The 7,833-nt window shown below is 67.9% G+C and carries 7 protein-coding genes; 1 reads left to right on the top strand and 6 read right to left on the bottom strand.

What is annotated here, in order from left to right; all coding sequences use genetic code 11:
• Positions 1-80: 80 nt before the first annotated feature.
• Positions 81-980: a hypothetical protein gene (locus AB0280_RS11235; RefSeq protein WP_224023992.1), complete on the bottom strand. Its 900-nt coding sequence runs from the start codon at positions 978-980 to the stop codon at positions 81-83.
• A gap of 276 nt (positions 981-1,256) precedes the next feature.
• Here AB0280_RS11235 and AB0280_RS11230 point away from each other — a divergent pair, with 276 nt between their 5' ends.
• The gene (locus AB0280_RS11230; RefSeq protein WP_307491081.1) at positions 1,257-1,790 is read left to right on the top strand and encodes a MarR family winged helix-turn-helix transcriptional regulator; all 534 of its coding nucleotides are present in this window, start codon (positions 1,257-1,259) and stop codon (positions 1,788-1,790) included.
• Positions 1,791-1,870: 80 nt separating this feature from the next.
• Here AB0280_RS11230 and AB0280_RS11225 read toward each other — a convergent pair whose 3' ends face one another.
• From AB0280_RS11225 to AB0280_RS11205, 5 genes are all read right to left on the bottom strand, one after another.
• Complete coding sequence (locus tag AB0280_RS11225; protein ID WP_275181342.1) at positions 1,871-3,007, bottom strand: Vms1/Ankzf1 family peptidyl-tRNA hydrolase; 1,137 nt, start codon at positions 3,005-3,007, stop codon at positions 1,871-1,873.
• A gap of 158 nt (positions 3,008-3,165) precedes the next feature.
• Positions 3,166-3,501, bottom strand: coding sequence for a hypothetical protein (locus AB0280_RS11220; RefSeq protein WP_224023998.1), 336 nt, complete (start codon positions 3,499-3,501; stop codon positions 3,166-3,168).
• A 22-nt stretch (positions 3,502-3,523) separates the two neighbouring features.
• Complete coding sequence (locus AB0280_RS11215) at positions 3,524-4,774, bottom strand: D-arabinono-1,4-lactone oxidase (protein ID WP_224027246.1); 1,251 nt, start codon at positions 4,772-4,774, stop codon at positions 3,524-3,526.
• Between the two features lie 166 nt (positions 4,775-4,940).
• Positions 4,941-6,728 (bottom strand): amidase, encoded by a 1,788-nt coding sequence (locus tag AB0280_RS11210; RefSeq protein ID WP_307491084.1) that lies wholly within the window; start codon positions 6,726-6,728, stop codon positions 4,941-4,943.
• Entirely contained in the window at positions 6,725-7,828 is a 1,104-nt protein-coding gene (locus tag AB0280_RS11205) for an agmatine deiminase family protein (protein WP_307491086.1), read from the bottom strand. The genes AB0280_RS11210 and AB0280_RS11205 overlap by 4 nt, the downstream gene beginning before the upstream one ends.
• Between the last annotated feature and the right edge of the window lie 5 nt (positions 7,829-7,833).

The raw sequence follows: 7,833 nt of genomic DNA, 5'->3' as shown, positions 1-7,833 counted from the left end.
CCCGAGCAGGTCACCGAGTGAGGCGTTGTCCGCTTTCACGTGCGCCGCGCTGGGCGGCGGCTCCGGAATCTGGCTACTCATCACAGACCACCCGTGCCGTGCCGGCCGGTGCCCGGGGTACCTTCAGTGCCGAACGTCCCGTCGCCGGAGTACACGCCGTTTTCGGCGCGGTAGGGGTCGTCCTCGAAGCGAAGCGGAGTCTCTTCGGGTGTTCCCGAAGGCAGGGTGCTGGTGGACACCGGGGTGGCACTGCCCACTACCGGCTCAGCAAAGAGGTCGTCGGTGCCTGCGGCATAAACGGTCTCCTGGCGAAGCGGCGCTGCCGGGGCTGGCTGCGCGGCCCGGTGCTGGCCTGAACCCTGGGCCGTATTGGAACCTGCAGCCTGTCCCGATGTTTCGGGTGCACCTGCGGTGAGTCCGCGGGTGAGGCGTCCGGCGAGGACGCCGGCGCCGGCGGCGAGGAGCAGGAAGGTTCCGGGGCGGTTGCGGGCGAACCGCTGGACCTCGTTCAGGAGGTCGCCCGGCTCCCGGTTTTCCAGCCAGGTGGCCATGGAGGAGGTGCGTTCTGCGGCCTGGCGGACCAGGTCGCCGGCCATGCCCTGCTGGTCCGGGGCGTTGGCCATGCTGTGCAGCTGGGTGGAGATGTTGCGGATGCCTTCCGCGGCCTTCTGCTGCTGGGTGCCCGCCTGGCTGGTGAGGCCGGACTTTGCCTGGTGCAGCAGGTCCTGCGCATTGGCCTTCGCATCATGCGCCACGTTCGCGGCTTCTTCCTTCGCCGTCTGAGCCACATTCTGTGCGGCGGATGCGGCCTCGCCGGCAACGTTGGATGCCTGCTCCCTGGCTGCCTGGGTCTTGGAGGTGTCACCCAAAGTGGTGGGGTAGGAGGCCTGCCGGGGAGCTGCCTCCGTTGCGCCGTACGGATCGGCGATGGCCGGATCGTCAGCGGTGTGCGGGGTCTGGGGCCATTGGTTCTCTGTCATCTTCGCTCTCTTTCAGAAAGGGTTAGCTGGCGATCAAGAACCAGCAATGCTGGCGAGTTAGTAAGCGAGGTTACCAATTAGATACTAAGCACACTTCCCATTTGGATTGCAAGGGGCAGTGCTGCAGTTTCGAAGTCCCGGGGCCGCCCGGCGATGCGGTTAAGTTGCCGCTGGATAGTAAGCCTACTTGCGAATATGTTGCTAAGCATGCTTATTGTAGTGGTGTAGCGACGCAGGGTGACCAGCACTTCGCCACCTACAGGAAGGCCGCGGCCGATGACCAGCAATCTCGATCCCGACGCCCGGAGCAGCTACCGCCTGATCACTTTGGCGGCCCGGCTCATCCAGCGGCGCCAGGACGATGCACTGGCCCCCCTTGGCCTCACCCGTGCCGCAGTTATTGCACTGGAAGGCCTGACGGGGGGCCCACTGAACCAGGAACAGCTTGCCGATGCGATCAGGGTCCAGAGCCAAACACTGGGCCGGGTCCTGACCCGGCTTGAGGGCACAGGACTCATCACCAGGACCCGGCACGCCTCGGACCGCCGCCAGCTGAAAGTGGAGCTGACGGACGCCGGCGTTGCCGCCGTCGAAGCGGCGCGCCAAGCGGAGATCAACGCCTATCCGGACGATCCGGACATCGGGTGGAAGGAACTCCGGGAGGAACTCACCAAGTTTGTCCGTGCCGTCCCACTCAACCGCGAAAGCGGCGTGGTTCCGTTTGCTCCGCCGGAACACCGGGGCGGACACCGTCCCCAGACCGGGCGGGCAGCCGGAATCCGTGGCCGGGAACAGCCACACCAGAACTGACAGGGCTGCGGGCGTCTTGCCATGCCCCGTGCGTGGGGTTGGGCAGCACCGGACAGGCAGCACCGGACAGGCAGCAGGGCTTACGACGACGGGACGTCCGGTCCCGAGGACCAGCGCAGCAGTGCCGCGATATGCACGCCCTTGGGCAGGACCGGTCCCGGAACCAGGAGAACGCGGGCGTCGGTGAGGGCGGCTGCGCGAAGCAGCGCCGCCGGGGCCGGCACTTCTCCCAGGATGCGGGCAGCCAGGGCTTCTTCCCGGGCTGTGGCAACCCACGGTTCGGCGTCCAGGGCCAGCAGGGTCCGTCCGGACAGGGCGGCATCATCAAAGATCAGGACGTCCGCCTGTGCCTGCTGGAGTGCATGCACCACCGCTCCGATGCCATGGGCTGCCTCGGGATTGGCCTGGCCCTCCTGGACGGCCAGCCTGTCCATGACAGCCTGCTGCTCCTCCGCCCACAGCTCAGCAACGTGCTGGTTGACGTGGTCCTCCAGGTTGGCGCTGCCAGCCCCGGCGGTGTGGGTGTGGGACTCCACCTCCGACACCAAAGCCCTGCCGGCTTCGGAGAGGTTGTCCTTGACCAGGCCCCTGGCACGGATGTCGCCGGCCAGCACGATGAGCCGGGCGCCGCTGGCGCTGGCCACCCTGTCGATTTCGCCTGCCACTTCGTCCGCGTTACGGCGCCAGACGTCTTCGGTGTGGTGCTGGAACCGCAGTTCAGACCAACCCCCGCCATGGAACTTGTGCACGTGTTCGGATTCTCCCTCCACGTCCTGTACGAAGGCGGGAATCCTGGCTCCGGCCCGGTACAGCCGGATTTCACCGTGCTCCCGGCTTACTTCCGCCACAACGTAGGCAAGGTCTTCGGGCCGGTGCTTGACCAGCGGCAGCAGGTCCGGGACGGGCTCCACTGCGAGCCGCTCCGGCATGACGGGATCGCCGGGAAGCACCTCATTGACTACGGCCTTCCCTGCGTGGACCAGGACGAAGCGTGCCACGGGGGAGGGGATCCCGGCGGCCGGCTGGAGGGCCTGCTCCATTGCCTCGACATCGGCGGAGGTTGCCCCCTGCGCTTCAAGCCGGGCGCGGGTATTTCCGGCCCTGACATCCCCGGCTTCAAGGGTGTCCACTGTTCCGGTTCCCGCGTCCACGTAGGCCGTGCACCACGGGCCGGGAGTGCGGTAGAGATCGGCATATTTCTGCAGGTTCGTGGTCATTTTTCCTCCTCCCCGATGCGGGGGCCCGAGGTGGTTTTGCCGCGTTCCGCCATGACGATCTCCTTCGCGCGTGGCGTACTGCCACAGGCTTACTGGTTCGTCATTTCACCGTAGCAGCGGTGATCCGGGCGCTGAAGGGCCTTCCGGCCCCTTGCCGGTCAGCCGCGGCAGGCGTCCTGCAGGGCCCGGACTGAGTCTGCCGGCACCTGGTCCCCGGCCTCCGCAATCCGGCCCAGAGGCGTCGTGATCTCTGCAGGAACCCCTGCCGTCCGCGCGGCCGACACCAAGCCCGCCAAAGCCTGGCGGTCTTCGGCGCTGACCAGGCCGTCCTGGACCACTGCGCAGATTTGCCGGTTGACTTCCTGCGCGGCGGCCGAGGCCGCCCTGGAAGCGGCGTCGCTTGCCGCGGTGCCTGCGGCTTCCCCCACGGCGCCGCACCCCGTCAGCAGCAGGGCGGCGGCAAGGGCAGTGGCGGCGACGGGGCGAAGAGTCATGCCTCCAGCGTACCGGCGGCCTCTACCGGCGTGCCGGTACCCCGAGGATGCTGTCCAGCAGGGCGTTGCGGAACTTGCCCTCGGGGTCATGGCCGGCCGCAAAGGCCCGGAAATCGGCGAAGCGCGGGTACAGCGCCTCCCAGTCATAGCCCTCCGGCGTGAACAGCTTGCCCCAGTGCGGGCGGGCACCGAAGGGCCGCAGGGCTTCCTCAAGGACCGGGAGGAAGCCTTCCACCTCAGGCTGCAGCGGTTTCCACGTGAAGTGCAGCGCAGCGCTTTGCTGCCGGTAGAACGGGCTGAGCCAGAATTCGTCGGCGGCGCCGGTGCGGATTTCCGAGACGAACAGCAGCGGGGCAAGGTCTTCGGCCAGCGCGCGGACTGCCTGGAGGGCAGCGGGGGCGTGCTCCAGGGGAAGGATGAACTCGCTCTGGAGTTCGTCTCCGTTGCTTGGGGTGAACTCGTGCCGGAAGTGCGGGAGCCGGTCCAGCCACAGCCCGGGTTCGTCCAACTGCGCCGTGCAGTTCTCCGCTGACATGTCCGGCAGGGGGTGCCGGGGATGCAGCGCGGCGGTTGCCCCGAAGAGGTTTGGAAGCGGCTCCTCCCCGTCGAGCGCTTTGAGCCATACCTGGTTGATGCTGCTGCCCGCGTAGTCCGTAAAGAGGCTCACGCTGTAGGCACTGGACACGATTCCGGCGAAATCTCCCAGGGCGTTGTCCCACGGCAGGTCCTCCAGAACCCGCTGGCGCATCCTGAAGCTGGGCCGCACCGCCAGTTCCAGCCCGGTGACAATGCCCAGGGCCCCGATGCCCACCACGCTTGCCAGGAACTCGTCGCCGTCCTCCCGGGTCAGCGTGACCTGCTCTCCGGAGGCCCGGACCAGGTCGATGGATTCCACGGCACCGGCGAGGGCCGGGTTGTTCACACCGGACCCGTGCGTGCCGGTCTGCACCGCGCCTGCCACCGAGATGTGCGGCAGCGAGGCAAGGTTGTGGATGGCGACGCCGGCATCCTCAAGCGTCCGGCAGAGCGCCCCGTAACTCACGCCGCCGCTGACGCGCACTGTTCCGCGGCCGGAATCCAGCTCCACCTGCTGCGGCAGCGCATCGAGCAGCACGTGCACGCCGTCGGTGTCTCCCACCCGGTTGAACGAGTGCCGGGACCCCAGGGCCTTGATCCGCGGCGAAGCGGCCACGATGGATGCCAGTTCCGCTACTGATTCCGGCCGACTGACATCCGCGGAGGAGTATTCGAGGTTTCCTGCCCAGTTCTTCATCGAGTGGCTTTCGCTTGGCATCGGTTTCCTCCCACTGTCAGCGCTAACAATCGAGCCTGTCAAGGCGCTTCCGCTGTGTGGGCGGGGATGTCCCGTGGCCGTGATCCGCCTGCCCGCGGGCAGTCCGGGGCAGTCCCGCAGGCAGGCGGACACCAACGCCGTCCAGTCAGGAGCTTCTTTCGTTGCGGGGTGTGGTGGTGCGGGGTGTGGTGGTGCGGGGCGGGGCCATGCGGCGCCTCCCGGTTGCTTCGATGGCTGCGGCCAGCCGGAGCAGCCCGGTATCGCTGTAGGCTTTGCCGGCAATGGTGAGGCCCACCGGCATGGCGATGTCCGCCGCGGTGCCCATGGGAACTGTGACCGTGGGGATGCCAAGGTGCCGGGGGACCAGGTTCCCGTTGGCCACCCATACGCCGTTGCGCCAGGCGGCGTCCGCCGAGGCCGGGTTGGTGTCCGCGTCCGCCGGGGCAACATCGGCCGCCGCCGGGAACACCACGGCGTCCAGGCCCAGCCGGTCCATCCATTCCTCCAGGTCCACCCGGCGGGTTTCCTCCAGCCCTGCCAGGCCCGCGGGCAGGTGCGGAATGTCGGCCAGGACGGGCACGCCGTGCCCGCGGATCCAGCCGGGATAGTCGCTGATGTCGTCATCGAAGCCGTCGTAGCGGTCCGGAAGCGCCCCGTCCGGGGCCGGGAAGATGGCGGAACCGTCGACGTCGGCAAGGCGGTTCAGCTGCGGGTCCCCGTTGGCCTCCAGGAAGTCATTCCACGCCCAGGCCGACAGGTCCACGATTTCCCGCCGCAGGTATTCCGGGGACACCAGCCCCCGGGTGGCGATGGTGGGCGCGCCGGGCCGGTCGCCTTCGTAGTTGGAGACCACGGGGAAGTCCACCTCCACCACGTCGGCGCCTGCGGCTTCGAGGTCGCGGCGGGCCGCGTTCCACAGCTCCATGATGGATGCGCGGGTTTCGATGCGCTGCCCTGTGGGCCCGCCGATGCCTGGCGCTTCGGCAGTGCCGGCTTCCGGGTCCGCGTTGATGTACATCCGGGGCACGCCCAGCCGCTTCCCGGTGAGTACCCCTGCCGCCGCGGTAGCGTCCGGAACGGCGAGGTCAAGGTACGACACCGGCCGGACGGTGGATGCCTTGGGCACCGGGATCCACGGCTGGACACGCCAGAAGTCGCCGCGTGGCTCGGCGTCGTCCGCCACCACCACGTCCAGGACCTCCAGCAGGTCCGTCATAGTGCGGGTATGCGGAACCACGACATCCATGGTGGGCACCAGGGGCCAGTTCCCACGCACGGAGATGACGCCGCGGGAGGGTGTATAGGCGCACAGGGCATTGTTCGACGCCGGCGCCCGGCCTGAGGACCACGTCTCCTCCGCCAGTCCGAAGGCTGCGAAGCTGGCCGCGGTGGCCGTGCCGGAACCGTTGGATGACCCGGAGGCAAAGGCGGCCGGGAGGAAATCGGCGTTGTAAGGGCTCTCCGCCCGCCCATATACTCCGCGTTGCATACCTCCGTTGGCCATGGGCGGCATGTTGGTCAGTCCGATCAGGACGGCGCCCCCGGCCCGCAGCCGTTCGATGGTGGAGGCGTCGCGCTGTGCCACCAGGTCCTTGAACGCGGGTGAACCGGCAGCCACGGTAAGGCCTTTGACCTGATAGCTGTCCTTTGCGGTGTAGGGGATGCCGTCCAGGGGGCCGAGCGTGAACCCGGCGGCACGGCGGCGGTCCGACTCCTGCGCCTCGGCGATGGCCTTCGGGTTCATCACGACGAGCGAGTTCAAACATATTCCTGATGAGTCATACTTCTCAACGCGCGCCAGATAGAGGCGGACCAGGTCTTCGGAAGTGACCACACCCGCATCAAGGGCTGCCCGGAGCTGGCCGATGCCGGCCTCCACCACGTCGAAAGTCCCCGCAGCGGCCAACTGTTGAGTGGCCTGTGCCTGCTTCATGCTGCATCGCCTTCGCGCCGGGCCGGCTGCTGCTGGGTGATGCAGTGGATGCCGCCGCCGAAGGCGAAGATGTCCCGGGCATCCACCAGTTCCACCGTGCGTCCGGGGTAGGCGCGCTCCAGGATGCCGGCGGCGATGGTGTCGTTGGGATCGTCGAAGCCGCAGAGCACCACCACCTTGTTGGCTACGTAGTGGTTGATGTAGGACCAGTCCACCCAGCCCTCTTCATCCCTGAGTGTGGTGGGGGCTGGAACGTCGATGATGCGCAGCGGCCGGCCCTGGGCGTCCAGCTGCCCGGCAAGGACTGCCTTCAGCTGCAGATAGACGGCGTGGTCCGGGTGGGCGGGATCATCCTGGCGGTGGAGCAGGATGGTTCCCGGGCCGGCAAAGGCGGCCACGATGTCCACATGGCCGCGGGTGCCGAACTCGTCATAGTCCCGGGTGAGCCCGCGGGGAAGCCAGATGGCCTTGGTGGTGCCCAGGGCTGCATGGATTTCTGCCTCGACGGACTCTTTGGTGGCGCCGGGGTTTCGGCCGGGATCGAGCTGCACCGTTTCGGTCAGCAGCACCGTGCCTTCACCGTCCACATGGAATCCGCCGCCTTCGTTCACCAGGGAGCTTCGCCTGACTGGCACATTGGTGCCGGCTGCCACGCTCCGGGCTACGTCCTGGTCCTTGGCCCAGGCAGCCCAGTCCTGTGCGCCCCAGCCATTGAAGATCCAGTCAACCGCGGCGAGTGAACCGTCTGCCGCATGAACGAACGTGGGGCCGCTGTCCCGGAGCCAGGCGTCGTCCAGCGGAACGGCCAGGACGTCGATGCCCTGGCCGAGCCATTCCCGCGCGGCGGTGGCATCGCGCGGATCGGCGACGACCGTAACGGGCTCGTACCTTGCGATGGTCCGGGCCACCTTGGTCCAGGCGGCCCGCGCACGGTCCAGGGTGGAGCTTCCCACCGGCCCGAAGGTCTCGTTTGGCGGCGGAAAGGCCATCCAGGTCCGCTGGTGGGCGTCCCACTCGGCGGGCATGCGGGACGCGGTACTGACGGCCGCGTGGTCAGGGGCGGCGCTGCCACCGACTGCTGTCGAATAAATGAATGCCATTCATT

Origin of the sequence: Pseudarthrobacter sp. 902506025 (genome assembly GCF_040702325.1) — a bacterium.
Taxonomy (GTDB): Bacteria; Actinomycetota; Actinomycetes; order Actinomycetales; family Micrococcaceae; genus Arthrobacter.
This window is presented reverse-complemented; position numbering and strand designations above follow the sequence as displayed.

Bases quoted from the DNA above. Each gene is read 5' to 3' on its own strand.
- AB0280_RS11220 (WP_224023998.1), bottom strand. From the start codon at position 3,501: ATGACTCTTCGCCCCGTCGCCGCCACTGCCCTTGCCGCCGCCCTGCTG.
- AB0280_RS11225 (WP_275181342.1), bottom strand. From the start codon at position 3,007: ATGACCACGAACCTGCAGAAATATGCCGATCTCTACCGCACTCCCGGC.
- AB0280_RS11235 (WP_224023992.1), bottom strand. From the start codon at position 980: ATGACAGAGAACCAATGGCCCCAGACCCCGCACACCGCTGACGATCCG.
- AB0280_RS11230 (WP_307491081.1), top strand. From the start codon at position 1,257: ATGACCAGCAATCTCGATCCCGACGCCCGGAGCAGCTACCGCCTGATC.
- AB0280_RS11215 (WP_224027246.1), bottom strand. From the start codon at position 4,774: ATGAAGAACTGGGCAGGAAACCTCGAATACTCCTCCGCGGATGTCAGT.
- AB0280_RS11205 (WP_307491086.1), bottom strand. From the start codon at position 7,828: ATGGCATTCATTTATTCGACAGCAGTCGGTGGCAGCGCCGCCCCTGAC.
- AB0280_RS11210 (WP_307491084.1), bottom strand. From the start codon at position 6,728: ATGAAGCAGGCACAGGCCACTCAACAGTTGGCCGCTGCGGGGACTTTC.